Consider the following 26849-nt stretch of genomic DNA (forward strand, 5'->3'; position numbering starts at 1 on the left):
CCCCTCGCCCTCATCCGGAGATGCCCGCGCCAGGCGGGCCTCGAAGGAGGGCTCAGGGGATCAATGCGCCTTCTGGTGGGCTCCTTCACAAGCCCTCCGCCTCGCTCCGGCACCTCAGGATGAGGTGGGTTGATGGCACCGACGCTTTCGGCCATCGCCTTCGGAAACTCCCAGGATCGTCCGACATGACCACCTTCCCCCCCGTCGACGGCACCGAGATCGAGCGCGCGCTCCGCGAACGGGCGGGGCAAAAAATCCTCGTCCTCGACGGGGCAATGGGCACGGTGATCCAGCGCCTGAAATTCACCGAGGAGGATTTCCGGGGCGAGCGGTTCAAGGACCACGGCCACGACCAGAAGGGCAACAACGACCTCCTGATCCTGACCCAGCCCGACGCGATCCGGCAGATCCACCTCGACTACTTCCTCGCGGGCGCCGACGTCTGCGAGACCAACACCTTCTCAGGCACCACGATCGCCCAGGCCGATTACGGCATGGAATCGATCATCCATGAGCTGAATGCGGAGGGCGCGCGGCTGGCCCGCGAGGCCGCCGCATTGGCCGAGAAGCAGGATGGCCGCCGCCGGTTCGTGGCCGGCGCCATCGGCCCGACCAACCGCACCCTGTCGATCTCGCCGGACGTGAACAATCCCGGCTACCGCGCCGTCACCTTCGATCAGGTGAAGCAGGCCTATGTCGAGCAGGTGCGCGGCCTCATCGACGGCGGCGCCGAGCTGATCCTGATCGAGACGATCTTCGACACGCTGAACGCCAAGGCGGCGATCGCGGCCGCGTGGCAGGTCTTCGATGAGACCGGCATCCGGCTGCCGATCCAGATCTCGGGCACGATCACCGATCTCTCCGGCCGCACCCTGTCGGGCCAGACCCCGGCCGCGTTCTGGAACTCCCTGCGGCATTCCTCGCCGCTCACCTTCGGCCTCAACTGCGCGCTCGGGGCGCGTGAGATGCGCGGCCACATCGCCGAGCTGTCGCGCATCTGCGACACCCTCGTCTGCGCCTATCCGAATGCGGGCCTGCCCAACGAATTCGGCCTCTACGACGAGAGCCCGGAGGCCATGGGCAAGCTGGTGGGCGAGTTCGCCGAGAGCGGCCTCGTCAACATGGTCGGCGGCTGCTGCGGCACCACGCCGGACCATATCCGCGCGATCAGTGAAGCGGTCGCCGACAAGGCCCCGCGAAAAATCCCGGAAATCCCGCGCCTGATGCGGCTGTCCGGCCTGGAGCCGTTCGTGCTGACGAAGGAAATCCCCTTCGTGAACGTCGGCGAGCGCACCAACGTCACCGGCTCGGCCAAATTCCGCAAGCTCATCACCAACGGCGACTACGCCGCCGCCCTCGACGTCGCCCGCGATCAGGTCGCGGCCGGCGCCCAGGTGATCGACGTCAACATGGACGAGGGCCTGCTCGATTCGCAGAAGGCCATGGTCGAGTTCCTCAACCTCGTCGCCGCCGAGCCCGACATCGCCCGCGTGCCGGTGATGGTCGATTCCTCGAAGTTCGAGGTGATCGAGGCCGGCCTGAAATGCATCCAGGGCAAGCCGATCGTGAACTCGATCTCCATGAAGGAGGGCGAGGACAAGTTCATCGAGGCCGCGCGTGTGTGCCGCTCCTACGGCGCGGCGGTGGTCGTCATGGCCTTCGACGAGCAGGGTCAGGCGGATTCGTACGAGCGCAAGGTCGAGATCTGCACCAAGGCCTACAAAATCCTCACCGAGCAGGTCGGCTTCCCGCCGGAAGACATCATCTTCGATCCCAACATCTTTGCCGTCGCCACCGGCATCGAGGAGCACAACCCCTACGGCGTCGCGTTCATCGAAGCCACGCGGACGATCCGGGAAACCCTGCCCCACGCCCACATCTCCGGCGGCGTGTCGAACCTGTCCTTCGCCTTCCGCGGCAACGAGCCGGTGCGCGAGGCGATGCACGCGGTGTTCCTGTACCACTGCATCCACGCCGGCATGGACATGGGCATCGTCAATGCGGGCCAGCTCGCGGTCTACGACGAGATCCCGGCCGAACTCCGCGAGTTGTGCGAGGACGTGGTCCTCAACCGCCGCGACGACTCGACCGAGCGCCTGCTGGAGGCCGCCGAGCGCTTCAAGACCGGCGCCTCGGCGCAGGCCAAGACCGCCGACCTGTCCTGGCGCGAGGCGCCCGTGGCCAAGCGCATCGAGCACGCGCTGGTCAACGGCATCACCGAGTACATCGTCGCCGACACCGAGGAGGCCCGCAAAGAGGCCGAGCGCCCGCTCCACGTCATCGAAGGCCCGCTGATGGCCGGCATGAACGTGGTCGGCGACCTGTTCGGATCGGGCAAGATGTTCCTGCCGCAGGTCGTGAAGTCGGCCCGCGTGATGAAGCAGGCGGTGGCCTATCTCGAACCCTTCATGGAGGAGGAGAAGCGCGCCAACGGCGGCACCGGCCAGCGCCAGGCCGCCGGCAAGGTGCTGATGGCGACCGTGAAGGGCGACGTCCACGACATCGGCAAGAACATCGTCGGCGTCGTGCTCGCCTGCAACAACTACGAGATCATCGATCTCGGCGTGATGGTGCCGGCGGCCAAAATCCTCGAGACGGCCAAGCGCGAGAAGGTCGACATCGTCGGGCTGTCGGGCCTCATCACCCCCTCCCTCGACGAGATGGTGCATGTCGCCGCCGAGATGGAGCGCGAGGGCATGGACGTGCCGTTGCTGATCGGCGGCGCCACCACCAGCCGCGTCCACACCGCGGTGAAGATCCACCCGGCCTACGCCAAGGGTCAGGCGGTCTACGTCACCGACGCGAGCCGCGCAGTGGGCGTGGTGTCGAGCCTGATCTCCAAGGAGACCCGCGGGGCCACCGTCGAGAAGGTGCGGGCCGAATACGCCAAGGTCGCCGACGCGCATGCCCGCTCGGAGGCCGACAAGCAGCGCCTGCCGCTGGCCAAGGCCCGCGCCAACGCCTTCAAGATCGACTGGTCGGGCTATGCGCCGAAGAAGCCGAGCTTCACCGGCACCCGGGTCTACGGCTCCTACGAGGTCGCCGACCTCGTCCCCTACATCGACTGGACGCCGTTCCTGCAGACCTACGAGTTCAAGGGCCGCTACCCGGCGATCCTCGACGATCCCGAGCAGGGCCCGGCGGCGCGTGCCCTGTTCGAGGATGCGCAAGCCATGCTCAAGCAGATCGTAGAGGAGCGCTGGTTCAACCCGAAGGCGGTGATCGGCTTCTGGCCGGCCAACAGCGTCGGCGACGACATCGTGCTCTACACCGGCGAGAGCCGCGGCGAGAAGCTCGCGACCTTCCACGGGCTACGCCAGCAGCTGTCGAAGCGCGACGGGCGGCCCAACACCTCGATCTCCGACTTCGTGGCGCCGGCCGAGACCAGCATCGCCGATTACGTCGGCGCCTTCGTGGTGACGGCGGGTCTGGAGGAAGTGCGCATCGCCGAGCGGTTCGAGCGGGCCAACGACGATTACCGCTCGATCCTCGTCAAGGCGCTCGCCGACCGCATCGCCGAGGCCTTCGCCGAGCGGATGCACGAGCGCGTCCGCAAGGAGTTTTGGGGCTACGCACCGGACGAGAGCTTCACCGCCGACGAGCTGGTGCACGAGAAGTACGACGGCATCCGCCCGGCGCCGGGCTACCCGGCCCAGCCCGACCATACGGAAAAAGTCACGCTGTTCGATCTGCTTCAGGCGGAGCGCCGCATCGGCGTGAAGCTCACCGAATCCTACGCCATGTGGCCGGGCTCGTCGGTGTCGGGGCTCTATCTGGCGCACCCGCAGGCGCATTACTTCGGCGTCGCCAAGGTCGAGCGCGATCAGGTCGAGGATTACGCCCTGCGCAAGGGCATGGACACGGCGGAGGTCGAGCGCTGGCTCGGGCCGATCCTCAACTACGATCCGAGCCGCTACCTCAAGGCCGCCGCGGAATAGGTCCGTTCGGCCACACCCGGCGCGGGATCGTCCCCGCGCCGGCTTTCAGCCCTTGCCGAGTGGGTCCGACGGGGGCAAGCCGGCGAACCGACCGGGGCGGCGACGCCGCGGTCCCTTCAGGAAACACCCCGATGCGCCCCACGCTCCTCGTCCTCGCCGCGGCTCTGGCCTGCGGCCTCGCCGCCTGCAACAGCACGGAGTCCGGCAATTCGGGCCTGTCGCAATCCTTCGACACCGGCAATTACCGCCGCTCGAACGACACCAACGGCACGATGGATCGCAAGGACGTGAACCGCGCCTACACGCAGCCCTCGTTGCCCTCGATCGCCAACCGCGGTTTCTGATTTTTTTGGATTCGGAGACTGGAGCGGCCGGGGCTCCCGACCGCTCCATCAAGGCTCCGCGTCATTGCGAGGCGGAGCCCGCCACCTCGTCTCCTGCAAGCCGGAGGCTCAGGCCGGGGTGAGCCTCAATCCTCCCCGCCCGCGTAAAACCCTTCCGCCCCCAGCCCCTCTTCCATCAGCATCCGGGCGCGCGCCCGCATCTTCTCGGTCTCGCTCTTGAGCTGGCCGCAGGCCGCCAGGATGTCGCGGCCGCGGGGCGTGCGCACCGGCGAGGCGTAGCCGGCGTTGAACACGATCTCGGAGAAGCGGTCGATCCGCTCCCAGTCCGAGCACTCGTACTTGGAGCCGGGCCAGGGATTGAACGGGATCAGGTTGATCTTGGCCGGGATGCCCTTGAGCAGCCGCACCAGGGCCCGCGCATCGGCGTCCGAATCGTTCACGCCTTTCAGCATCACGTATTCGAAGGTGATGCGCCGCGCGTTGCTGACGCCCGGATAGTTGCGGCAGGCGTCGAGCAGCTGCGCGATCGGATACTTCCGGTTCAGCGGCACCAGCTCGTCGCGCAGATCGTCGCGCACGGCGTGCAGCGAGATCGCCAGCATGGCGTTGGCCTCCAACCCCAGCCGCTCGATCTGCGGCACGACGCCGGAGGTCGAGACCGTGATGCGCCGCCGCGACAGGGCGAGGCCCTCCTGATCCGACATCACCGAGACCGCATCGATCACCGCATCGAGATTGTAGAGCGGCTCGCCCATGCCCATGAAGACGATGTTGGTGACGAGGCGCCCGACCTCGCCGCCGCCGTCCTTGCTCGGCATCTGCCCGGCGAAGTCGCCCAGCGCGTCGCGGGCGACCACGAGCTGCGAGACGATCTCCGCCGTCGAGAGGTTGCGCACGAGGCGCTGCGTGCCGGTGTGACAGAACGAGCAGGTCAGCGTGCAGCCGACCTGCGACGAGACGCAGAGCGTGCCGCGGTCGTCGCCGGGGATGTAGACGCACTCGATCTCGGCGCCGCGATTGTGATCGTGCGCGCCGGTCGGCGCCATGCGCAGGAGCCACTTGCGGGTGCCGTCGCGGGAGACCTGCTCGCTCACGACCTCGGGCCGCTCCAGGGTGTAGGCGTCCGCGAGCTGCGCCTTCAGCACCTTGCCGACATTGGTCATCTCGGCGAATTCGCGGGCGCCGCGCACGTAGATCCAATGCCAGAGCTGGGAGACGCGCATCCGCGTCTCGCGCTCCGCGACGCCGATGTCGATGAGCGCCTGTTTCAGGTCGGCCCGCGTCAGCCCGACGAGCGAGCGCTTGCGGCCGGGCACGGTGGCGAGCGCCGTGACCTCGGGGGCCTTCTCGATCGGGGAAACGGGGCGCGCCTCGCGCCGGGCGGTGTCGAACGACGCCGTCGCCATGGGAGTGACCTTGGGAAGCTGGAATTGTTTTCATATACCGGATTCGCGCGCGAACGCGAATGCGCCGGCTGCCTACGAGCCTTTCGTCCGCTTCGGACGTGCCGGCACCGGGCCGATGACGATCCGGGTCTTCGGCCCGAGCCGCCGCAGCAGGCGGCGCAGATCCGCCGGCCGCAGGGCCACGCAGCCCTCCGTCGGCTTAAAACCCTCGCGGGCGATGTGCATGAAGATGGCCGAGCCCGCCCCCGGGCGGATCGGGCCGCGATTGTGGTCGAGATCGAGCACGAGGTCGTAGAGCCCGTCCTCGCGCCACATCGATTCGGCGCTGGTCGGGCTCGGCAGGCGGATCGGGCAATTGTAGCGCCGGTCGGTCTTGGCGTCGCACCAGCCGTCGTCCGGCCGGATCGCCCGGAGCGGCAGGGGGCTCGCGGGTCGCACGCCGAACCGGTCCGGCCGGAAATACCCGCCGCGCAGGCGAAACGCGCCGCGGGGCGAGGCCCCGTCGCCCTCGCGCTTGACCGCGCGGATGCCGGAGCGTCCGAGCGCGCAGGGGATCACCGCGGCGCCCGCCACGAGCCGGCCGCGCGTCGGCGCGCCCGGCAGCGGATGCACCCGCAGCCACGTCAGTGCCGCCGGGCGCGACGTTCCGCCCGCCCTCGATCCAGGACGCTTCATGTCCGGTTCATTCCCCCGCGGTACGTTCGGTTGCCTTCGCCCCTGCCCGGGCTGTGCGCTGGCGCTCGCAACAGGCCGCCGAACATGGCGAAAATGCTGCATAAGCATGTGGCCCGGATTTTCCGGAGCCGGAAACGAACTAAATCGGTGCGAGGGTGCGGCTGCGTGAGCATCGCCCGCGGTAGACTTTTGGGCAGATGCTCTCGGGCCGGTCTTCCGTCATGAATCCTGTTTCGTTGCCTGCCTGAGCCGGGGGCTCGGGTCACCGGATGAGCTTGCCGAAAGTCACCTCGTCGATGTCGAATCCTTACTGCCTCCTCGTCTGCGACGACGACGACGCCCTGCGCGAGGCACTGACGGAGCAGATCGACGCCTACGACGAATTTTCCGTCATCGGCGAGGCCAACGCCACCGCGGCGATGGCCCGCGTGGCGGAGGAGCGCATCGACCTCGTCGTGATGGATGTCGGCCTGCCCGACATGGACGGGCGCGAGGCCGTGCGCCTCATGCGCCGCAACGGCTATCGCGGGCCGATCATCGTGCTGACCGCCCAGGAATCCGACGACGACATGGTCGAGGGCCTGGAGGCGGGCGCCAACGACTACGTGGTCAAGCCGTTCAAGTTCGCCGTGCTGCTGGCCCGCATCCGCGTGCAGCTGCGCCAGCACGAGGCCAGCGAGGACGCGGTGTTCCGCATCGGCCCCTACACCTTCCGCCCCGGCGCCAAGCTGCTCGTGGGCGAGCGCGGCTCGAAGCTGAAGCTCACCGAGAAGGAGACCGCGATCCTGCGCTACCTCTACCGGGCCGGCCGCGAGGTGGTGGGACGCGACACGCTGCTCGCCGAAGTCTGGGGCTACAACGCCCACGTCACCACGCACACGCTCGAAACCCACATCTATCGCCTGCGCCAGAAGATCGAGCCGAACCCGGCCACCGCCGCGATCCTGGTCACCGAGGGCGGTGGGTATAAGCTGCTTCCTTAAGTCTGGCCTCAGACGCCGGCAGCCGCATCCGCGGCCTTAGGCTTCTCGCTTCGCTAAAGCATCGTCCCGGAAGGTGGTTGCCGGCTTTCGGAAAAAGACGATGCAATTCAGGGATCTAGAGCCTTGGCATAGCCGAGGCCGCTGCGCAGGGCGCTCTTCGCGCCCGGCATGCGGCCGTGCCTCCTGTAAACGGGGATGCGAAGGGGCTTGGCGGCGGCGTTTCGCGCGCGCGCCGTATCGGTTAAGCTTCACCGGGCCGTGAGCGGATCGGCCGAAGGATCGGCCGAAGGGCGGGACAGGCGTTGGGGCTCGACGACGACATCGCGATCCTGGCCGCCGCCCCGGTGTTCGAGCTGTTCGAGCGCGACGCCCTGCGCCTCCTGAGCTTCGCGGGCGACCGCCGCCAGCTCGAGGCCGGCGAACGCCTGTTCTCCCGCGGCGAGCCCTCCGACGGCGGCTACGTCGTGATGTCCGGCCTCATCGCGGTCGAGTCCCGCCGGGCGGGCGAGCCGCCGGTGACGGTCGGCCGCTCCGGCCTGATCGGCCGCAACGCCCTGTTCCGCCCGGTCGAGCGCCCGGCAGATGCCCGCGCCGTCGAGCCGGCCGAGGTGATGCGCCTGACGCCCTCCGTGATGAGCCGCGTGCTGCGCGAGTTTCCCGAGGTCGCGGGGATCGTCCACGACGGCATCGCGGAGGAGCTGCGCGACCTGATTCAGGGATTCTCGCGGGTGGGCGAGCGGCTGAAGGCCTCCGCGCCGCGACAGCGGTGACAGACGGAGGCGGCTTTTGTAAGCACGCCCGATCCGTCGCGCCGCGAACAGCCGGAACTGAGAAGATGTCCTACGCCGATCTCGAAAAGACCATCGAAGCCGCCTGGGAGGATCGCGCGAACGTTTCGACCGCGACCGCCGGCGCGGTGCGCGAGGCGGTGGAGGAGGCGCTGAACCTTCTGGATTCCGGCAAGGCCCGCGTCGCCGAGAAGGCCGGCGAGTCCTGGCAGGTCAACCAGTGGCTCAAGAAGGCGGTGCTGCTGTCCTTCCGCCTCAACGACATGGTGCCGATCGAGGGCGGCCCCGGCTCCTCGCCGTGGTGGGACAAGGTGCCCTCGAAGTTCTCCGGCTGGGGGGAGGCCGAGTTCCGTTCTGCCGGCTTCCGCGCCGTGCCGGGCTGCTTCGTGCGCCGCGGCTCCTACATCGCGCCGGGCGCGGTCCTGATGCCGAGCTTCATCAACCTCGGCGCCCATGTCGGCGAGGGCACCATGGTGGACACCTGGGTGACGATCGGCTCCTGCGCGCAGGTCGGGAAGAACTGCCACATCTCCGGCGGCGCCGGCATCGCGGGCGTGCTGGAGCCGCTCCAGGCCAACCCGGTCATCATCGAGGACAATTGCTTCGTCGGCGCCCGCGCCGAGGTGGCCGAGGGCGTCATCGTCGGCGAGGGCTCGGTGCTGTCGATGGGCGTCTATATCGGCGCCTCGACCCGCATCATCGACCGCACCACCGGCGAGACCTTTTACGGCCGCGTGCCGCCCTACTCGGTGGTCGTCTCCGGTACGACGCCGGGCAAGCCGCTGCCCGACGGCACGCCGGGGCCGGGCCTCTACTGCGCCGTCATCGTCAAGCGCGTCGACGCCGGCACCCGCGCCAAGACCGGCATCAACGAGCTGCTGCGGACCTGAGGATCCCATGGGCGGGACGGCGTCCCTCACGACTCGCATCCTCGATCTCACCGTCGCGGGCCACCTCGTCCCGACGCCCTGCCTGGAGGTCGGCACCGGGCCGGCGGCCCTGCTGCTGCCGGCGCTCTCCTCGATCTCGGCGCGGGAGGAGATGCGGCCGCTCGCCCGTGAGCTGGCTGGAGACCATCGCTGCCTGGTGCCCGACTGGCCGGGCTTCGGCGCCCACGCGCGAGTCCGGGTGCCGCTGGAGCCCGCGACCTACCACGCCTTCCTCGACGCGCTCGTCGCCGCCGCTCCCGGCCCCTACGCGCTGGCGATCGCGGCGGGCCATGCCGCGCCCTATCTGGCGGCGGCGGCGCGGCGCCATCCGGGCGCGTTCGGGCGGCTGGTGCTGGTGGCGCCGACCTGGCGCGGGCCGCTGCCGACCGCGATGGGGAAGGCGCGCGCCCCCTGGTTCGGGCGCATCCGAAAGGCGGTCGAGATGCCGCTCGTGGGAGAAGCGCTCTACCGCCTCAACATCAGCCCGCCGATCATCGGTCGGATGATGCGCGCCCATGTCTACGCGCAGGCCGAGCACGTGACGCCGGAGGTGATCCGGGCCAAGCATCGCATCACCCGCCAGACGAACGGACGCTTCGGCACCGCCGCCTTCGTCACCGGCGGGCTCGATCCGGTCGGCACGCGCGAGGACTTTCTGAGCCTGTTCGGACCCGACCTGCCGCCGGTGCGGGTGCTGCGGCCCGAGCGGGCACCGCGCCGTTCGGGGGCCGAGATGGACGCGCTGATCGAAGCCGGCGGCGTCGAGGCCCGACCGGTGCCCGGCGCGCTCAGCCCGCACGAGGAGTTTCCGCGCGAGGTCGCCGCCGCGATCCGGGCCTGATCTCCGCAAACCCGGGACAGGCGGGAAAAGCTGTCAGCCAACGGGCCGTCGCGGGACTGTGACGCGGCTGTCGCACGCTCATCATAGAGAGGCTCGGACGCGTGTCGGCGTCCGATTTCCGAAAGCGCCTCCTTCGATGCCCCGCCCGTCGGTCGTCTTCGCCGCCCTGCTGACCGTCCTGCTGGCCACGCCGCTGGCCGCACAGACGGACGCGGCGTCGCCACCGGAGCGGTCCGCGCCCTCGCTCGACAAGGACCGGCTGAACCCGGCCGCGCCGGGCCCGAAGGCCTATCTCAGCGAGGAGGCGGCCCCGAGCCTGGTCGCGATCCTGCCGCCGCCGCCGGGCGGTCATTCGGTGGCGGAAGCCGCCGACCGGGCGGCCTTCAACGCGACGCGGGCCTATCAGGGCACGGCGCGCTGGGCGCTCGCCACCAACGACGTCGCCGAGGGCGGCGCGGCGCTGCTGGAGGATTACGCCTGCGTGCTGGGCCAGCGGCTCGACCGGACCCGCGTGCCCGACCTGATGCGCCTGCTCGACCGGACCCGCCTCGACGTCGCGCGGGCCACCCGCGAGGCCAAGCGGCGCTACCGCCGCCTGCGGCCCTTCGTCGGCAACGACGCGCCGATCTGCGTGGTCCGCTCGCCGGAACTCGCCGACAGCTACAGCTACCCGTCCGGCCATGCGAGCCAGGGCTGGGCCTACGGCCTGATCATGGCCAACCTCATGCCCGAGAAGGCGACGCAGTTCCTCGTCCGCAGCCGGCTCTACGGCGAGAGCCGGGTGGTGTGCGGCGTCCACTGGCTCAGCGACGTGGTGGCGGCCCGCACCGGCGCCTCGGCCCTGGTCGCGGTGCTGCTGGCGGATGCGGGCTTTCGCGCCGACCTCGAGAAGGCCAGGGCCGACCTGAAGCGGGCGCTCGATGCGGGCGGCCCGAAGCCCGATCCGGTCATCTGCGCCCGCGAGGACGCCGCCGCCCGCCAGCCGCTCCTCTGACGACCGAGACCGATCGGCGATGATCCTGACGCATCGCCGATGGCCCCCGCGACGGCGGGGCGGCGGGCGTCCGCCGGATGCACGGAACAGGACCATCCGTCCGGTTCCGTGCCGCTTGGTATGACGCGGACGCCCGTTTCTGCTAAGGCGCGCCCGCCCGGAATGCGGGCGCGACGGCAGCCGGCGTGGACCCGCCTCCCTCTGACCCTCTCGATCCTTCCGACTCAGAGAAACCTCGACGCCGCCTTCGAGGGGGCCTTCGCCCCCTTCGCCGGACAGCTGCGCCTCGGTCCCGGCCCCGCCGCGCGCACGCTTGCCGAGCAGATCGCCTGCGGTGCGTTCGCGGACGCGCTCGCCACCTTCGCCGACGCGCATGCCGGCGGCGAGCGACGGGCGGTCGCCTCGCTGTGGAGCGCCTACCTCTTCGCCGGCCTGATCGCGCCCGGGCTCGCCGCGGGCGCCCGGCTCGGGCTGGCGCTGGCACCGGACCGGTTCAGCCTCGCGGCGCAGACCGGCCTGCCCGACGCCTTCCACCTCGCGCCGGAATTGCCGTTCCCGGCGGCGCTCCCGGCCCAGGTCGATCGCCTGCTCAGCGAGTGCCTCGCCCCGGCGGTGCGGCTGCTACGCGCCGAGACCGGGCTGTCGGTGCGCCTCCTGTGGGAGAATGCCGGCAGCTACCTGTTCTGGACGCTGGGCACGCTCGCCCGCGAGGCGCCGGACCGGGCCGACGCGGTGCGGGAGGCGCTGCTGGCTCTGCGCTGGCCGCAGGAGGCCTGCGCGGCGCTCACCCTGATGCGTGCCGACGCGCTGGCCGGCCTCGACACGCCCCGCCGCCGGGTCTGCTGCCTGCGCTACGCGCTGCCGGGCTTTCCCAAATGCGCCGGCATCTGCCCCTTGTTGCGCGGCGAGAAGGGCGGCTGAGGACCGCCCTGCCTCTCAGACGGCCCCGGTCCGCTTCTTCCGACGGCGGCGGGCCAGCATGTTGAGGCCCTCCACGCCCGCCGAGAAGGCCATGGCGGTGTAGATGTAGCCCTTCGGCACATGCGCCCCGAAGCCCTCGGCGATCAGCGTCATGCCGATCATGATGAGGAAGCCCAGCGCCAGCATCACCACCGTGGGGTTGGCCGCGATGAAGCGCGAAAGCGGGTCGGCGGCGATCAGCATCACGGTGACGGCGGTGACGACGGCGATCACCATGATCGGCACGTGCTCGGTCATGCCGACCGCGGTGATGATCGAATCGATCGAGAACACGAGGTCGAGCACGAGGATCTGGCCGATCGCCGCCGCGAAGCCGATGCCGGCTCCGCCCTCAGCCTTCTCCTCCGGGTTCGGATCGACGGTGTGATGGATTTCCTTGGTGGCCTTCCACAGCAGGAACAGGCCGCCCGCGATCAGGATGAGGTCGCGCCAGGAGAAGCCCTTGCCGAACACCTCGAAGACCGGCTCGGTCAGGTGGACGATCCAGGCGACCGTGCCGAGGAGCGCGAGCCGCAGGATCAGCGCCAGCCCGATGCCGATGCGCCGGGCCTTGGCCTGGTTCTCCGGCGGCAGCTTGTTGGTCAGGATCGAGATGAAGATCAGGTTGTCGATCCCGAGCACCACCTCCATCACCACGAGGGTCGCGAGCGCCGCCCAGGCGGTCGGGTCGGCGGCGAGTTGGAGCAGCGCGTCCACGTCAGGCACGTCCGGGATCAGAGCTTGAAGGGGAGGGGGAAGCGGTTGGCGCCGGTGTCGATCGGCGGGGCGAGCACGCGGACCGCCTTCGGCACCACCTTGAAATGGGCCGGCGTCCAGGTGGTCAGCTCGCCGTCGGTGTTCACGGCGCGCGGCTTGCGGGTGGTGAGCTTGAGTTCGGTCGTCTCGAAGGCGCGCACGTCCTCGGCCTGGCCGTGGGTGCCGCGGCGGAGCGCCGGCAGCAGCGCGATCAGCCGCCACCAGTGCTCGACCTCCAGACTGTAGAAATCGAGCTTGCCGTCATCGACGGTGGCATCCTCCTGCACCGTCATGCCGCCGCCGTAATGGCGCCCGTTGCCGACCGAGGCCTGGATCGTCGTGACCTTCTCCGTCCTGCCGTCGTGCTCGATCGTCACGGTGAAGGGGCGCGCCCGGCGCAACAGCCGGAAGGCCGCGATGGCGTAGCCGACCGTGCCCCAGGTCTTCTTGGCCTCGGCCGTCAGCTCGCCCGCCAGATCGGCGGAGAAGCCGATGCTCGCCACGTTGAAGTAGTAGTGCCCGTTGACCCAGCCGAGATCGATCGCCTTCTCGGGCGCCGTCGGGATGATTCTGGCCGCGGCCTCGGGTTCCAGAGGCAGGCCGAGGGAGCGGGCGAGATCGTTGGCGGTGCCGAGCGGCAGGAGGCCGAAGGGCAGGCCGGTCTCGACCAGCGCGGGTGCGGCGGCGTTCATGGTGCCGTCGCCGCCGCCCAGAACCACGCAATCGACCGACGGCGCATGGCGCGCGATGGTCTCGTGACAGTCGCGGTTATCCTCCGGCTCGACCAGTTCGAGCCCGCCCTCGCGCAGGATGGTCCGGATCGCGTCCAGCGGCGCCCCGCCGCTGCGGGCCTTGCCGTTGACGAGGAGGAGGGCGCGGCGCGGCTTCCCGTCCGCCCGGCTCACAGCGGACCTCCCGACATGCGGGGAATGGACGGGAGACACAGGAAGGACGCGGCCGGCAAGGAAACCTCGCACGCAATCGCGCCGCGTCAGCGCTCGGGTCGCGGATGGGGTCCGACATCGCGGCCGACGCCTCGGCCGCCAGAGGGGCCCGGACCCGTCTCTGGAGAACCCGCGGTGCCCGAAGGCGCGGCCGCGGGGCTACGCTCGCGCTCAAGGTGGGAGCTTCCCGGACAAGGGCAAGAGGCGGAGGCGACCGCGGTCGCCTGATGCGGATCGGCCACGGTTCCGGTGAATGCTGAGCCGAAGGTTCCCCGAGGGAACCGTCGGCGCGAGCCTGCGCGTTCTACCCGGTCGCGCTCGACCGATCGGTAATGCCATGCGCCCACTCCTCGCCACGACCGCCCTCGCGCTCCTCGCCCTGTCGCTGCCGGCCGTCGCCCAGCAGGGGGCCGGCTGGGTCGATCCGCCGGCCAAGGCAGCCGGGACATCGGCCGGGACGCCCGCCAGCAAGCCCGCCGCCGAGCCGGCCCCGGCGCCCGAGGCCGCAGTTCCGGCGCGGCGCGAGACGCGCTCGGCGACCGTGGACGGGCCGCAGGCCGCGCCGAGGCAAGCCCGCGGCACCCGCCGCGCGGGCGACGAGCGGCAGGCCCGGCGCCAAGCCGCACGGGATGCCGCAAGGGACGCCGCAAGGGACGCCGCCGCGCGCGAGGCCGGGCCCCGGGCGACGCGCTCGGCCCGCGTGGCGCCGCCGGTCTTCTCGGCCCCGCCCCGGGAGGCGCCGGCCCGATCCGAGTCCGATCCGCGCTTCGCCGAATGGGCCGGCACCGCGCAGCGCCTGAGCGAGGCCTATCTCGACAGCGTGTCGAGCCCCGGCGACGGGATGGCGGCGGCGGCCCCGCGCTTCTACGGATCGCAGGTCCGCTTCCACGGGCGGACGATGTCCCTCTCCGCGCTGATGGCGGAGAAGCGGCGCTTCGCCCGGCGCTGGCCCGAGCGGCGCTACGAGCCGCAGGGCGAGCCGCGGGTCTCCTGCAACGCGGCGACCCAGAGCTGCCTCGTGCGCACGATTCACGAATTCAGCGCCGCGAGCCCCGGCCGCGGCGCCCGCTCCCAGGGCGTGGCCGAGCTGATGCTGACCGTGAGCTTCGCCGGCGGCCGTCCGATCATCGTCGAAGAGACGAGCCGGGTGCTGCGCCGCGGCGCCCTCAGCGCCTCCATCGGCGGGCGGGGCGGCGCCTGAACCGGCAGTTCCGCGCTCCGTGCCCTGTTGTGCTAGGAGGGGTCGCGAGACCGGAGCCGACCCGAGCGTCGGCCCACGAGACGGAGTGACCCGCGCGTGAAAGGTTCGGCAAAGGCCGCGGTGAAGAGCGGAGCGGAGGCCGCGCCTGCCCCCGAAGTGCCTGTCTCCGAGGACGATCTGCGCATCCGCGGCCTCATCCTGGCAGAACTCGACCGCCGCCGGGTCCGTCCGGTGGCGCGGCGCACTCTGGCGCTGATCGCCGAGGGCTTCGTCGAGCCCGCCGAGGGCCTGCCCGGCTACCGCATCGTCGACATGACCGGCGCCGTGCGGCGGCGCGACGAGGGCGAGGGGGCGGCCATGCCGCTCACGATCCACGACCTCATCGACGAACTGACCGAGCGGCACCAAACCCTAATGCTGCCGGCGCTTCCCCCGCAGCCCCCGCCGGAACCGGCCCGCGACCCGATCGCCGACGTGCGCGCGGCGGGCGCCCGCTTCGTCGAGACGCAATCCGCCCTGGCGCGCTCGCTCGCCAACACCTCGGCCGAGCGCAGCCGGGCGCTCGCCAGCGCCGCGAGCGAGACCGTGGAAGGCTGGCGCCACCGCTTGGCCGAGCGGTTCCGGGCCAAGCCCCGCCCGGCCCCCGCCGAGGCGGTCGCGCCGGCCACCCTCGACGCCACGTCCGCGGCGGCCATCCCGCAACCGCCGGGTGGGGCCGCGCGGTTCGCGACCCTCGGCACCCGTTTGGGCGGCAACCTGCGCCAAGTGTCGGCCCGCTCCGGCGAGGCGGCGTCACGGCTGCGGGACGTGGTGGAGGACGGGCTCGCGGCCGGCGGCCGCCGCCCGGTGGTGCTCATGGGCCTCGGCGCGCTGGCGGGCGCGGCGCTCGTCGCCGGCCTCCTCCTGGCCGGGCGCGAGGACGGCGCCGGTGAGACGCAGGTCTCGCGAAACACCGCGCCTCAGGCCGAACAGCCGGCCCCGGCGGCGAACCCTGCGGCCCCCAACCCGGCGAACACCGACACGCCGCCGCCCGAGACCGACCAGCGTCCCCCCGAGCCGCCGCGCAACCCCAATGCCGTCGAGGGGCCGGCCGAGGTGATCGACACCGCGACCCTGCGGGTCGGCGGCAAGCTCGTGCGCCTGTTCGGGGTCGAGTGGGTGCGCGGCGGCCAAGCCGACGAACTGTCGAAATATCTGCGCGGCCGGTCGGTGACCTGCCTGCCGGCCGCCGGCAGCAGCGCCCATGTCTGCACCGTCGAGGGGCGCGACCTGTCGGAGGTGGTGCTGTTCAACGGCGGCGGGCGCGCCTCGTCCGAGGCCACGCCCGAACTCGTCGCCGCCGAGGACCATGCTCGCACCGAGCGCCTCGGCGTGTGGAAGAAGTGAGGCGCCACACGCAGGCCGGGCGATAGGCTAGACTGTACGCGGCGCACGATTCGCGCGGCGTATGGACCGTTTCGCCCATGACCCTCTCGCTCGGCCTGAGCGCCTTCGCCGTCGTCCTCGCGCTGCTCGTCGTGGTGACGCTCGCCATCGGCATCCGCACGATCCCGCAGGGCCACGTCCACACCGTCGAGCGGTTCGGGCGCTACGACCGCTCGCTCAGCTCCGGCCTCGGCCTGATCATTCCTTACGTCGAGCGGATCGGTCGGCGGGTGAACATCATGGAGCAGGTCGTCGAGGTGCCGAGTCAGGAGGCCTTCACCCGCGACAACGCGGGCGTGCGGATCGATGCGGTGGTGTTCTACCAAGTGCTCGACGCCGCGCGCGCCTCCTACGAGGTTTCGAACCTGCAGATGGCGCTCTTGACCCTGACCATGACCAACATCCGCACCGTGGTCGGCTCGATGGACCTCGACCAGCTGCTGTCGCACCGCGACGAGATCAACGAGCGGCTGCTGCGGGTGCTCGATGCGGCCGCCGCCCCCTGGGGGGTCAAGATGAACCGCGTCGAGATCAAGGACATCCTGCCCCCCGCGGATCTCGCCGGCGCCATGGCCCGGCAGATGAAGGCCGAGCGCGAGAAGCGCGCCTCGGTGCTGGAGGCCGAGGGCCAGCGGCAAGCCGAGATCCTCCGCGCCGAAGGGCGCAAGCAATCGGCGATTCTGGAGGCGGAAGGGCGCCGCGAGGCCGCCTTCCGCGATGCCGAGGCGCGCGAACGCGGCGCCGAGGCGGAGGCGAAGGCCACCGCCATGGTGAGCGCGGCCATCGCCCAGGGGGACCTCGCGGCGGCGAACTTTCTGGTGGCCGAAAAGTACGTCGAGGCGATCCGCGCCATCGCCACGGCGCCGAACCAGCGGGTCGTCGTCGTGCCGATCGAGGCGTCGGCACTCGCCGGCACGCTCGGCGGCATCGCCGAGATCACCCGCTCGGTCTTCGGCGATCCGGGCGCCGCAGCGGCGGGCCGCTCCGGGCTGCCGCCGCGGGTCCCCGCCACGCCGCCGAAGGCCTGATTGCCTGTGTTCGACGCGCTCTCGCCCGCCTGGGCCTGGATCCTCGCCGGTCTCGTGCTGATGGGCGGCGAACTCGCGCTGCCCGGCGTGTTCCTCGTCTGGCTCGGCCTCGCCGCCGGGCTGACCGGCTTGATCGAGGCGGCCCTCGGCCTGCCCTGGCAGGGGCAGCTGCTCCTGTTCTCGGCGCTCTCCGTCGCCGCCGTCCTGCTGGCGAACCGCCTCAACCGGCAGCGGGCGCCGATCCTGAACCTCGGCGCCCACCGCCTGATCGGCCGCAGCGTCCGGCTGGAGACCGCCATCCTGGCGGGCGAGGGCCGCGCCCGCCTCGACGACACGCTCTGGCGCGTCACCGGGCCCGACCTGCCCGCCGGCACGCGGGTGCGGGTGACGGGCGTGGAGGGGACGGTGCTGCGGGTGGCGCCCATCACGCAGGAGGACGAAGCGCTTTCGGCCTCTACGGGCGCCTGAAACGGCTTTCGCAAGAACGGCGGAACTGTACCTTGCGCGGTACGCATGCTATCGGTGGGGAGGCTTGATTGACCTTGAAGCGGGTCCCCGCGATCTTCTTCCGGACGGAGGCCGGCAACGAACCCGTGCGGGATTGGCTCAAGGCACTCGACCAAGTGGATCGCCGTCGGATCGGAGAAGACATCAAGCTGGCCGAGTACGGCTGGCCGATCGGAATGCCGACTTGTCGGCCGATGGGCGAAGGTTTGCACGAAATCCGGTCCCGGATTTCGAACGGCCGGATCGCCCGGGCGCTGTTTTACATCGATGCGATGCAGCGGATGGTTCTGCTGCATGCCTTCATCAAGAAATCCCAGGCCACGCCGGCCGAGGATCTGCGGCTCGCCAGAACCAACAAGCGCAAGCACGAGCAAGGCCTGACATGACGCACGCGCCGTTCGACCACAGCGGATCGTCGTTCGACGACTTTTTGGAAGAAGAGGGACTGCTCGAAGAGACCGAGGCTGCCGCTCTCAAGCGGGTGATCGCGTGGCAGCTGGCGGAGGCGATGAAGGCAGAGGGGGTCAGCAAGAAGGCCCTAGCCGAGCGCCTAGGCACCAGCCGCTCGCAGCTCGATCGACTGCTCGATCCTGATAACCCGAACGTCCACCTGACAACCATTGCCCGCGCCGCACGCGCAGTCGGCAAGCGGCTGCGGATTGAGATGGTCGACGCGATTTGATCGTGCGTCAGCGGATGAGGTTGGTCTTCGCCAGATCGAGGATCGCATCGCCGCGTCCGCTCATCACCGCCTGGAGGGCGTAGAGGCTGAAGCCCTTCACCTGCTCGGCCTGAAGCTTGGGCGGCATGGCGAGTTCCTGGCGGTTCGTCACCACGTCGAGGAGGGCCGGGCCGGGATGCGAGAGCACGTCGGCGATCGCGCCCTCCAGATCGCCGGGATCCTCGACCCGGTGGGCGTGAATGCCGATGGCGCGGGCCATGGCGGAGAAATCGGGGTTCTGAAGCGCGACGCCGGTCTCGAGATAGCCCGCGGCCTTCATCTCCAGCTCGACGAAGCCCAGCGTGCCGTTGTTGAAGATCACCACCTTCACCGGCAGCTTTTCCTGGGTGAGGGTGAGGATGTCGCCCATCAGCATCGCGAAACCGCCGTCGCCGGACAGCGAGATCACCTGCCGGCCGGGGCTCGCCGCCTGGATACCGATGGCATGCGGCAGGGCGTTGGCCATCGAGCCGTGCGCCCAGGAGCCGATCAGGCGCCGCCCCGCGGTCATGTGCAGGTAGCGCGCCGCCCACACCGTGGGCGTGCCGACATCGGCCGTGAACACCGCGTCGTCGGTGGCGGCCTCGCTGAGGAGTTTCGTGAGGTATTGCGGATGGATCGGCCGGCGGCCGGGCTTGCCGGTGGCGAGGTCGTCCAGGCCCTCGCGGGCCTTGGCGTAGTGCTTGAGGCTGGCCTCGAGATGGCGGCGGCTGTCGTTGCCGGTCAGGCGCGGCAGCAGCGCCTGGATGGTCGCGGCCACATCGCCGACGAGGCCGAGTTCGAGACGGCAGCGCCGCCCGAGATTTTCCGGGCGGATGTCGACCTGGGCGATGCGGGCATGCTCGGGATAGAACTGGCGATAGGGGAAGTCGGTGCCGAGCATCAGCAGGGTCTCGCAGGCCTCCATCGCGGCATAGCCCGACGAGAAGCCGATCAGCCCGGTCATGCCGACATCGTAGGGATTGTCGTGCTCGACATGCTCCTTGCCGCCGAGGGCGTGGACGATCGGGCTCTTCAGCCGCTCGGCCAAGTGCATCAGCGGGGCATGCGCCCCGGCGCAGCCGCGCCCGCACAGCAGCGTGATCTTCTTGGAGTTGTTAAGAAGCTCGGCCAACCGGTCGAGGTCGTCGGATTGCGGGACGACGATGGGCGCGCGGGGCCGGAGCGTCGAGGCAGCCGCGAGCGTCCGCTCGGGCGCGGGCTTCAGGGCGACGGAACCGGGGATGACGATGACGGCGACGCCGCGCTGGCCCACCGCCGCGCGGATCGCGGTCTCCAGAACGTTCGGCAGCTGCGCCGGATCGGAGACCAGTTCGCAGAAATGGCTGCAATCGCGAAACAGCTGCTCGGGCCGGGTCTCCTGAAAGTAGTTCAGGCCGATCTCGGAGGAGGGGATGTGCGCGGCGATCGCCAGCACCGGGGTGCGGGTGCGGTGGGCGTCGTAGAGGCCGTTGATGAGGTGGAGGTTGCCCGGCCCGCAGGAGCCGGCGCAGACCGCGAGTTCGCCGGTGACCTGCGCCTCGCCCGCGGCGGCGAACGCCGCGACCTCCTCGTGGCGGACATGGACCCACTCGATCACGTCGCGCGCCCGGATCGCCTCGGTGATCCCGTTCAGACTGTCGCCGACGAGCCCGTAGACCCGCCGCACGCCCGCGAGTTCGAGCGTCTCGACGATGAGGTCGGATATGGTGTCGGAGGCCATGGCCCGTCTCCCCGGTTGACCGCGGGCGGTCGATGCGGGCCAACGTCGGGATCGGGCGTTTGTTCGAGGGTCGAGGCGAATTTCACAATTGTTGCAGGATGTTGCCGGTCTCAGCAGGACGGCTCGCGGCCATACTTCTCGGCAATGAAGCGCGTCCGCTCCTGCATGTCGATCCGGTCACGCTCGAAGGCGAGAAGGTCGCGCCGCATCTCGGCCGTCAGCCGAATGCCCGCACCGGCGCTGATCCGCTCGAACACGCAAAGGCCGAGAACGGCGCCAATCGCCGGTCTCGGCCCATTCGGTTTGCGGACTTTCTTCATACGGGGCGGCGAGCGCCGCCTCAGGTGTTCATCGAGTCGAAGAAGTCGCTGTTGCTCTTGGTCTGGCGCAGCTTGTCCATGAGGAACTCGATCGCGTCGGTGACGCCCATCGGGTTGAGGATGCGGCGGAGCACATAGGTCTTCTTGAGCGAATCCGGCGGCACCAGCAGCTCCTCCTTGCGGGTGCCGGAGCGGGTGATGTCGATGGCCGGGAAGATGCGCTTGTCCGAGACCTTGCGGTCGAGGATGATCTCGGAATTGCCGGTGCCCTTGAACTCCTCGAAGATCACCTCGTCCATGCGCGAGCCGGTGTCGATGAGCGCGGTGGCGATGATCGAGAGCGAGCCGCCCTCCTCGATGTTGCGGGCCGCGCCGAAGAAGCGCTTGGGCCGCTGGAGCGCGTTGGCGTCGACGCCGCCGGTCAGCACCTTGCCGGAGGACGGCACGACGGTATTGTAGGCCCGGCCCAGGCGGGTGATCGAATCCAGCAGGATCACCACGTCGCGGCCGTGCTCCACCAACCGCTTGGCCTTCTCGATCACCATCTCGGCGACCTGCACGTGGCGGGTGGCCGGCTCGTCGAAGGTCGAGGCGATGACCTCGCCCTTCACCGAGCGGATCATGTCGGTCACCTCCTCCGGGCGCTCGTCGATGAGCAGCACGATGAGGTAGCACTCGGGATGGTTAAGGGTGATCGACTGCGCGATGTTCTGCATCAGCACGGTCTTGCCGGTGCGCGGCGGCGCGACGATCAGCGCGCGCTGGCCCTTACCGATCGGCGAGACGATGTCGATGATGCGGGGCGAAAAGTCCTTCTTGGTCGGGTTGTCCAGCTCGAGCTTGAACCGCTTGGTGGGGAACAGCGGCGTCAGGTTGTCGAAGTGAACCTTGTGCTTGATCTTCTCCGGGTTCTCGAAGTTGATCGTGTTGACCTTGATCAGGGCGAAGTAGCGCTCGCCGTCCTTGGGGCCGCGGATCGGGCCTTCCACCGTGTCGCCGGTGCGCAGGCCGAAGCGGCGGATCTGGGTCGGCGAGATGTAGATGTCGTCGGGGCCCGGCAGGTAGTTCGAGTCGTTCGAGCGCAGGAAGCCGAACCCGTCCTGCAGCACCTCGACGGTGCCGGCGCCGATGATCTCGGTCTCGTTGGCCGCGAGCTGCTTGAGGATCGCGAACATCAGTTCCTGCTTGCGCATGGTCGAGGCGTTCTCGACCTCGACCTCCTCGGCAAACGCGGTGAGTTCGGTCGGCGACTTGGATTTGAGATCCTGAAGGCGCACCTCGCGCCGAACCGCGGGCTCGGCGGCCACGGGGCCGTCCTCGGTCGGCATGTCGACGGGGGCGAGAGCGTCGTTCTGTGACGTCATGTGGGGGGATGCAACCAACGAAGGCGGGGAAGGATCGGCCGGTCGGGACGCAGGGCCGGGCGCCGGGGAGGCGCCCCAGGTCCGGCAAGGCTGCGAGCGCAGCGGTCCGGCCCACGCATCGGCTCCTCTCGGCTTGGAACAAGCCCCAGGGGTGCGACACGGCTGCAATCGGAAAGCAAGCGTGCTTATCGCGTTTTGCGGGTCGGCTCAAGAGTCTTGTTCCTGGCCTCAAGCGCCGGCGTCCGCGGCCTGAGGCTTCTCGCTCCGCTCGATGCCGCGGCAAAGCCGGAGCCCGCTCCGCAGGGCACCCTTCCGCGCCCGGCCATCCTAGAGTCATCGCCCATGCCGAGCGATGGCGATCAGCGCCGCCGCAGCCGCACGTAGAGCGCCCCCGCCCCGCCATGGTGGCGCGCCGCTTCCTCGAAGCCGAGGACGAGGCCGCGCAGTTCCGGGCCGCGCAGCCAGTGCGGCACGCTCCGGCGCAGCACGCCGCGCTCGGAGAAACCGGAATCCGAAAAACCCTCGCCGCCCTTGCCGGTGACGACGAGGACGCGGGCGTGACCGGCCGAGCGCGACCGCATCAGGAATCCGACCAGGGCCGCGTGCGCCTCGGCCTGATAGAGCCCGTGCAGGTCGATGCGCGCCTCAATCGCCAGGGTGCCCCGTTCGAGGCCGCGGCGCTCCTTGCGCTCCAGCCCCGGCGGGGGCGGGGCGGGAGGCCGGGCCGGGGGAGGGCTGGCGACCGACGCGCCCGCGAGGTCGCCGAGCTTCACCGGCCGCTTGTGAGCCGGAGGGGAGGGGAGGGCGGTCTTGGTCGCGATCTTAGCCGGGATCTTGGCAGCGGGCCGGATCGCCGGAGGGGCCGCGGCGGCGGGATTGGGTTTGGCGGGTTTCGACGAGGCCGGCTTCGCGGCGCTCGGTGTGAGCGGCGCGGGCGCCGCCTCGGAGGTGACCTCGGCCCCCGGCTTCTTCGGCCGCGCCCGTCCGCGCAGGGGCGTGATCAGCTTGGCGATCTCGCCCCACAGATACGCCTCCTCGCGGGAGAGCGACCGCCGCCGCGGCGGCCTCACGGCCGGGGCTCCCCGGTCGGCGAGGCCACCGGCTTGGGCAGCAAAACGACGAACCCCATCCGGTCGTGCAGGTCGCCCGCGGCGACGCCCGCCTTGGCGCCGGTGCCGACATAGAGGTCGCCCCGCGCCGGACCGAGGATGGCCGAGCCGGTGTCGGCGGCGATCACCAGATGGCCGCGCCCCGGCTGGCCCGGCAGCTTGCCTTCGAGGAAGAACGGCAGGCCGTAGCGCCACAGGTTGCCGTCCACCGCCATGCTGCGGCCGGGGCTCAAGGGGGCGCCCGCGGCGCCGGGGGGGCCGAGGCGGGCATCCTCCACCGGCTCGACGCGGAAGAAGACGTAAGACGCGTTCTTCCGCATCAGCCGGCGGGCGTGGTCGGGGTTGGCCCGCAGCCACGTGGTCCAGCGCTCCAGGCTCAGCCCGTTGAGCGGCAGATGGCCCTCCGCCACCAGAAGCTTGCCGATCGAGGTGTAGGGCTGGCCGTTCTTGCCGTCGTAGAGCACCCGCACCGAGCGCCCGTCGGGCAGGCGGGCGCGGCCCGATCCCTGTACCTGAAGAACGAAGAGATCGACGGCGTCGCGCAGCCACAGCACCGGCTTGGTATGGGCCGCGACGGCGCCGTCCTCGATCGCCGCGCGGTCGGGATAGGGCTCCAGCCCGGTCGTCGTGCGGCGGCCCGCCTTGTAGACCGGGTCGAGCCCCGGCGCGGTCTCGCCGGGCGCCAGCGTCACGAGGTCGTCGGGCCGGGCGAGGACCGGGGCGGTGTAGCCGGGGCCGGGCTCCAAGGAGCCGACGAGTTCCGGCTCGAAATAGCCGGTGAGGAATCCGAGCCGCCGCTCGGGCTCGGCGCCGCTGGCCGGCCGCACGATCCGATAGGCCGAGAACCATCCCTCGAAGAACTTTTTTGCTTCGTCAGCGGGTACATCGGCCGCCGCCGCGCAGGCTGCCGCGAGGTCGGCGGCGTGGCCGGTGACGCCCACGGCCTGGGGCGGTTTCGGCCCCGGCGCGGCGCAGGTGCGGCGGAAGGCGTCGAACGCCGCGGCCGCGTCGTCCGCGCCCCAGCCGGTGAGGCTGGCGAGCGCCACCGGCTCCAGCACGCCGTCGCCGACCCTTGCGCCGACCCCTGCACTCACCCCTGCACTCACCCCTGCGCCCACGCGCGCGGGCGCCTCCGCATGGCTCAGCGGAACGGAAACGGCCGCAGCGGCGAGGACCGCTGCGGCCGGAAGGAAAACGCGTCGGAACGGCATGACTTACAAGGGAATCAGCCGCCCGCGTCGGTGGCGACGAGCTGCCAGTTCGGATCGCGCGAGCCCAGCGTCCGGGCGAAGGTCCACACGTCGGGCACCTCGACGCCGGTCTCGGCATTGCCGTCGATCACCTTGCCCTCGGCGTCGCGGGTGGCGGTGATGAGGTTCGAGAGGAAGCGCACGGTGACCTGTGCGACCTTGTTCTTGACTTCGACGGCGACGATCTCGGCCTTGTCGATCGAGATGAAGGTGGTCTCGGCGGTCTCGCGGCGCTTCTCGCGCTCGGAGATCACCCGCTCGAAGCCTTCGCACACTTCCTTCGACAGCAGCGCCCGCAGGGTCTTGCGATCCCCCGTGGCGAAGGCGGTGACGATCGCCTCGTAGGCGCTCTTGGCGCCCTCCAGGAAGGCGCGCGGCTCGAAGGCGGGCTCGACCTGCACGATCTGCTCCAGGCCGCGGGCCACCGCCGAGCCCGGCTCGGCGATGCCGCGCCAGTCGCGCGGGGCCGCCTGAGCGGGGATCGGCTGGGCGCGGTCGGCGCCGGGCAGGCGCACGACGTTGTCGCCCTCCGAACGGGCGCCTGGCGCGTCGGTGCGGTTGCGCTCCACCGGGCGGAAGGGCGAGCGCTCCGTCCCGGTCTTCTGGCCCAGCACCGAGCGCAGCCGCCAGATGACGAAGACGGCCAGCGCCAGAAAAATCAGGGTGGTTGCGTCGAAGGAATCCTGCATCACCGATCCGAATCGTGCCCGTCGCACGCGTGAGGCTGACACCCGAGGGCTGCCGGAGGGGGACCCCGCGCGATCCGTGCTCCCGCGGGGCCGGCCGGGGCGCCGCTCCTGCGGTCAGGGGCACGTCTCGCGAAGGGCTTTCGAGGCTCTGAGTGCTTCTCACGAAACTCCCGATCATCGTCGCGTTCCGTTCGGGCGCAACAATGCGGCGGAAGTCTCGTGAGCACTCTTAGCCGAGCCCGGCGCAAGGAGCGAGCCGGAAGCTTGGCATCTTGAAGGCGAATGTCTCCGGCGTCGAGAACCCTATGACTCCACCCTGGACTTCCCCGTGATATGGGTGGGTCCGCGCGCGATTCCAGGCGCCCCGCCGAGGCAATCGCCCGCAGGGCTGGCTCGAAACAGTCTCGAAGCCGCATGAGCGGCGGCAAGAGTGCAACGGGCCTCGGTGGGAGCCGAGCGAAAGCCCAAGGTCGCGGAGGCGACCGCAGACGACCGAGGCGAACAAAAACCCGGCACCGGGGCGATCGCCCTGGTCCCGGGCAAATCCTCCGGCTTGTTCGCGGCGGGGCGGCATGTTAGCGCGCTGCCCGCGCCGGAAAAGGGCGCGCCGGCGTCACAACCGCCGCGCAGCAACGACGCGAGGAGGAGATTCGTCATGGCCGACACCGCGGCACCCAACGGCAACGGCGCCCAGGACGGCGACCTCACCCCCGCGATCAACGCGCTGGCGCAGTACACCAAGGACCTGTCGTTCGAGAACCCGAACGCCCCGCGCTCGCTGCAGCCGCAGGAGGGTGGGCCGCAGATCAACATCCAGGTGAACGTCAACGCCTCGCAGCTCGCCGAAGCCGACTTCGAGGTCGAGCTGTCGCTGGAGGGCGACGCCAAGATCAAGAACGACGTGCTGTTCAAGTTCGAGCTGAAGTACGGCGGCGTGTTCCGGATGCGCAACATCCCGCAGGATCAGATCCACCCGGCGGTGATGATCGAGTGCCCGCGCCTGCTGTTCCCGTTCGCGCGCCAGATCGTCGCCGAAGCCGTGCGCAACGGCGGCTTCCCGCCCCTCTACATCGACCCGATCGATTTCGTCGGCCTCTACCGCCAGAAGATGGAAGAGGCCCAGGCCGCCCAGGGCCAGGGTGCCCCGCTCGCCTCTTGAGGCGGGACGATCCGTCAGTTTTGAGAGGGCTCCGGCGCCAACGCGTCGGAGCCCTTATCATATGTCAATGATCGGATCGGCACTGTGGCCGGCGCGCCGCATTCCGCCCGGAAGGGTTGTGCTAGGCGAATCTTCGCTGCCGCCTCGGCAGGGGTTTCGAGCCGTCCGACCATGTTCCGCCTCTCGCTTGCCGCGCTGCTCCTGGCCGTCGGCCTCTCCGCCTGCGCCACCGTCGCGCCCAACACCCTGTCACCGCAGGAAACGGCCGACCTCAAATTCACGAGCCTCGAGGTCGTGGTCCCGCCCGAGACGCGGATCGACTGGTCCTCGGCGGAGGACGATTACCTGAGCGAGCGAAAGCTCTCCCGGACCGATCCGGCCCTGGTCGTCACCCCGGAGGCGCGCGCCCATCTGCGCAACCTCGCAGCCGCCCGCTTGAAGGCGAAGCTCCAGCGCGTGATCGCCGAGCGCCCCGCCGGCACGCGCCCGGTGCGCCTCGTCGCGACGATCAGGGAGGTCTCGATCCCGTCTGCCGTCAAACGCGTCATCATCGGCGGCACCCCCTCGATCCGCGGCGACGTCGACGTGATCGACGCCCGCACGGGTGCCCTGCTGACGACCTATCGCGGGGCATTGGGCACCAAATATGCCGGCAACGGTGTCTACGGTGTCATCGGCGATGGCCTCGCCCAAGCCATGGGCGCCGACGACCTCTACGACCGCGCCGCCGCCGACTATGCGGACGGCTTCGGAGACTGGCTCAAGCCGCGCTGAGGCGCCACGCCGCAGCCGCCGAAACGGTTTTGGGCGGCAGAG

The 26849-nt window shown here is 70.4% G+C and carries 25 protein-coding genes; 16 read left to right on the forward strand and 9 right to left on the reverse strand.

The genetic code is table 11. The annotated features are described in order from the left end of the window. Positions 1-185: 185 nt before the first annotated feature. Both metH and BM140_RS16495 read left to right on the forward strand, forming a co-directional pair. Complete coding sequence (gene metH / locus BM140_RS16490) at positions 186-3938, forward strand: methionine synthase (RefSeq protein ID WP_091948679.1); 3753 nt, start codon at positions 186-188, stop codon at positions 3936-3938. Between the two features lie 131 nt (positions 3939-4069). Next, complete coding sequence (locus BM140_RS16495) at positions 4070-4282, forward strand: hypothetical protein (RefSeq protein ID WP_091948682.1); 213 nt, start codon at positions 4070-4072, stop codon at positions 4280-4282. Positions 4283-4407: 125 nt separating this feature from the next. On the opposite strand, the gene rlmN is transcribed toward BM140_RS16495, so the two are convergent. Continuing rightward, positions 4408-5688, reverse strand: coding sequence for a dual-specificity RNA methyltransferase RlmN (gene rlmN / locus BM140_RS16500; protein ID WP_091948685.1), 1281 nt, complete (start codon positions 5686-5688; stop codon positions 4408-4410). A gap of 72 nt (positions 5689-5760) precedes the next feature. After that, a complete protein-coding gene (locus BM140_RS16505; protein WP_091948688.1) occupies positions 5761-6363 on the reverse strand; it encodes a L,D-transpeptidase family protein in 603 nt (200 codons plus the stop codon). A 296-nt stretch (positions 6364-6659) separates the two neighbouring features. Here BM140_RS16505 and BM140_RS16510 point away from each other — a divergent pair, with 296 nt between their 5' ends. From BM140_RS16510 to fhuF, 6 genes are all read left to right on the forward strand, one after another. Then, positions 6660-7346, forward strand: a complete 687-nt coding sequence (locus tag BM140_RS16510; protein ID WP_056241080.1) for a response regulator transcription factor — start codon at positions 6660-6662, stop codon at positions 7344-7346. Between the two features lie 302 nt (positions 7347-7648). Next, entirely contained in the window at positions 7649-8116 is a 468-nt protein-coding gene (locus BM140_RS16515; protein ID WP_091948692.1) for a Crp/Fnr family transcriptional regulator, read from the forward strand. Between the two features lie 65 nt (positions 8117-8181). Further along, the gene (dapD, locus tag BM140_RS16520) at positions 8182-9024 is read left to right on the forward strand and encodes a 2,3,4,5-tetrahydropyridine-2,6-dicarboxylate N-succinyltransferase (protein ID WP_091948694.1); all 843 of its coding nucleotides are present in this window, start codon (positions 8182-8184) and stop codon (positions 9022-9024) included. Positions 9025-9031: 7 nt separating this feature from the next. Next, a complete protein-coding gene (locus tag BM140_RS16525; protein ID WP_091948695.1) occupies positions 9032-9904 on the forward strand; it encodes an alpha/beta fold hydrolase in 873 nt (290 codons plus the stop codon). Positions 9905-10040: 136 nt separating this feature from the next. After that, complete coding sequence (locus tag BM140_RS16530; protein WP_091948698.1) at positions 10041-10898, forward strand: acid phosphatase; 858 nt, start codon at positions 10041-10043, stop codon at positions 10896-10898. A gap of 162 nt (positions 10899-11060) precedes the next feature. Then, positions 11061-11819 carry a siderophore-iron reductase FhuF gene (gene fhuF, locus BM140_RS16535; protein WP_165616479.1) on the forward strand — a complete coding sequence of 253 codons (759 nt, stop codon included), beginning with the start codon at positions 11061-11063 and terminating at the stop codon, positions 11817-11819. A gap of 15 nt (positions 11820-11834) precedes the next feature. On the opposite strand, the gene BM140_RS16540 is transcribed toward fhuF, so the two are convergent. Both BM140_RS16540 and BM140_RS16545 read right to left on the reverse strand, forming a co-directional pair. Further along, positions 11835-12575, reverse strand: a complete 741-nt coding sequence (locus BM140_RS16540; RefSeq protein ID WP_091948704.1) for a TerC family protein — start codon at positions 12573-12575, stop codon at positions 11835-11837. Positions 12576-12592: 17 nt separating this feature from the next. Beyond that, positions 12593-13519 carry a lipid kinase gene (locus BM140_RS16545; RefSeq protein WP_091948707.1) on the reverse strand — a complete coding sequence of 309 codons (927 nt, stop codon included), beginning with the start codon at positions 13517-13519 and terminating at the stop codon, positions 12593-12595. Between the two features lie 376 nt (positions 13520-13895). On the opposite strand from BM140_RS16545, the gene BM140_RS16550 reads away from it, so the two are divergent. The 6 genes from BM140_RS16550 to BM140_RS16575 all read left to right on the forward strand — a co-directional run bounded on the left by BM140_RS16550 (position 13896) and on the right by BM140_RS16575 (position 18401). Continuing rightward, positions 13896-14759 carry a hypothetical protein gene (locus tag BM140_RS16550; RefSeq protein WP_091948710.1) on the forward strand — a complete coding sequence of 288 codons (864 nt, stop codon included), beginning with the start codon at positions 13896-13898 and terminating at the stop codon, positions 14757-14759. A 96-nt stretch (positions 14760-14855) separates the two neighbouring features. Continuing rightward, a complete protein-coding gene (locus BM140_RS16555) occupies positions 14856-16145 on the forward strand; it encodes a thermonuclease family protein (protein ID WP_091948713.1) in 1290 nt (429 codons plus the stop codon). A gap of 77 nt (positions 16146-16222) precedes the next feature. Next, positions 16223-17212: an SPFH domain-containing protein gene (locus tag BM140_RS16560; protein WP_091948716.1), complete on the forward strand. Its 990-nt coding sequence runs from the start codon at positions 16223-16225 to the stop codon at positions 17210-17212. Between the two features lie 6 nt (positions 17213-17218). Continuing rightward, complete coding sequence (locus BM140_RS16565) at positions 17219-17680, forward strand: NfeD family protein (RefSeq protein WP_342030030.1); 462 nt, start codon at positions 17219-17221, stop codon at positions 17678-17680. A 68-nt stretch (positions 17681-17748) separates the two neighbouring features. Further along, the gene (locus BM140_RS16570; RefSeq protein WP_091948719.1) at positions 17749-18105 is read left to right on the forward strand and encodes a type II toxin-antitoxin system RelE/ParE family toxin; all 357 of its coding nucleotides are present in this window, start codon (positions 17749-17751) and stop codon (positions 18103-18105) included. After that, entirely contained in the window at positions 18102-18401 is a 300-nt protein-coding gene (locus BM140_RS16575) for a helix-turn-helix domain-containing protein (RefSeq protein WP_091948723.1), read from the forward strand. The genes BM140_RS16570 and BM140_RS16575 overlap by 4 nt, the downstream gene beginning before the upstream one ends. A 7-nt stretch (positions 18402-18408) precedes the next feature. On the opposite strand, the gene poxB is transcribed toward BM140_RS16575, so the two are convergent. From poxB to BM140_RS16600, 5 genes are all read right to left on the reverse strand, one after another. Further along, positions 18409-20142: a ubiquinone-dependent pyruvate dehydrogenase gene (gene poxB, locus BM140_RS16580; RefSeq protein ID WP_091948726.1), complete on the reverse strand. Its 1734-nt coding sequence runs from the start codon at positions 20140-20142 to the stop codon at positions 18409-18411. 340 nt (positions 20143-20482) lie between these two features. Then, on the reverse strand, positions 20483-21826 hold the full coding sequence (rho, locus tag BM140_RS16585) for a transcription termination factor Rho (protein WP_091948729.1): 1344 nt from the start codon (positions 21824-21826) through the stop codon (positions 20483-20485). Between the two features lie 359 nt (positions 21827-22185). Beyond that, positions 22186-22896, reverse strand: coding sequence for a Smr/MutS family protein (locus BM140_RS16590; protein ID WP_091948732.1), 711 nt, complete (start codon positions 22894-22896; stop codon positions 22186-22188). Beyond that, a complete protein-coding gene (gene mltA, locus BM140_RS16595) occupies positions 22893-24029 on the reverse strand; it encodes a murein transglycosylase A (protein ID WP_425287068.1) in 1137 nt (378 codons plus the stop codon). Before mltA ends, BM140_RS16590 begins: the two co-directional genes overlap by 4 nt. 131 nt (positions 24030-24160) lie before the next feature. Continuing rightward, positions 24161-24874, reverse strand: a complete 714-nt coding sequence (locus tag BM140_RS16600; protein ID WP_091948738.1) for a Tim44/TimA family putative adaptor protein — start codon at positions 24872-24874, stop codon at positions 24161-24163. A gap of 655 nt (positions 24875-25529) precedes the next feature. Here BM140_RS16600 and secB point away from each other — a divergent pair. Next, on the forward strand, positions 25530-26033 hold the full coding sequence (secB, locus tag BM140_RS16605) for a protein-export chaperone SecB (RefSeq protein WP_091948741.1): 504 nt from the start codon (positions 25530-25532) through the stop codon (positions 26031-26033). Positions 26034-26204: 171 nt separating this feature from the next. Further along, a complete protein-coding gene (locus BM140_RS16610; protein WP_091948744.1) occupies positions 26205-26807 on the forward strand; it encodes a hypothetical protein in 603 nt (200 codons plus the stop codon). Positions 26808-26849 lie beyond the last annotated feature (42 nt).

It is taken from the genome of Methylorubrum salsuginis, assembly GCF_900114375.1.
GTDB lineage: Bacteria > Pseudomonadota > Alphaproteobacteria > Rhizobiales > Beijerinckiaceae > Methylobacterium > Methylobacterium salsuginis.